General features: G+C 73.4%; 1 protein-coding gene. It reads left to right on the top strand.

Going from position 1 to position 891, the window contains the following annotated elements; translation table 11 throughout:
* Positions 1-275 precede the first annotated feature (275 nt).
* The coding region (locus CCN72_RS33770; RefSeq protein ID WP_244174613.1) for an AraC family transcriptional regulator at positions 276-891 on the top strand (616 nt) is incomplete at its 3' end.

Genomic DNA, 891 nt, shown 5'->3' with positions numbered 1-891 from the left:
GTGCTGAACAGCGCCGACGCCAGCAGCAGGTCCCGTCGGCGGTTGCCCAGGGACCACCACAGCAGCGCACCGGGCGAGGCGGCCGGGGCAGAGGCTGCGACGGAACGGGGAGCCGGGACGGAGGGGCGGCGGGGAGGGGCGGCGGCGGGAACGGTCACCCGGCCACGTTAGGGTCACCTTACTTTTGTCGTAAACGCAGCAGGGCGCCACCGTATGTCGTGCATCGGCCATGGACAGCGGGCGGGAGCACATGAGCAGGAGCGGGAACGCCGGGCATGGCACACGAGCAGACCATCGATCTCGAACGGTTCGAGATGGTCCGGGGACAGACCTTCCAGCACCACGTCCATGACGAGCACCAACTCGCCTGGGCCAGCACCGGTGTGGTCATGGTCGACATCCAGGACCGCTGCTGGGTGCTGCCCCCGCATCTGGCGCTGTGGATCCCGGGCGGCGTCCGGCACGCCACCGGGGCGCTGCGCGAGTCGGTGCTCCAGGGCGTCTACCTGGACCCGGCGACCTGTCCGCTGGTCTGGACCCGGCCGACCGTGCTCGCCGTCCCACCGCTCGCCCGGCATCTGATCGGCTACCTGGCCGGCGAACTGCCGGCCGCGGGGCGCGCGCACGCCGAGGCCGTGCTCCTGGACGTCCTGCGCCCGGCGGAGGCCACCGTGTTCGAGCTGCCGCTGCCGGTCGACCCGCGGGCCAGGGCGGCCGCCGCGCTGTTGCTGGACGACCCCGCGGACCGGCGCGGGCTGGGCGAGCTGGGGCGTGCGGTCGGCGCCAGCGAGCGCACCCTGCTGCGGCTCTTCCTGGCCGAGACGGGGATGACGTTCACTCAGTGGCGGACCCATGCCCGGCTCCAGGCCGCGCTCGCCCATCTCGCCGAGG

This window comes from Streptomyces murinus (assembly GCF_002154555.1).
In the GTDB taxonomy this organism is placed as follows: Bacteria; Actinomycetota; Actinomycetes; order Streptomycetales; family Streptomycetaceae; genus Streptomyces; species Streptomyces murinus.
Note: the sequence above shows the minus strand (reverse complement) of the source record. Positions and strands in the feature narration are given on the sequence as shown.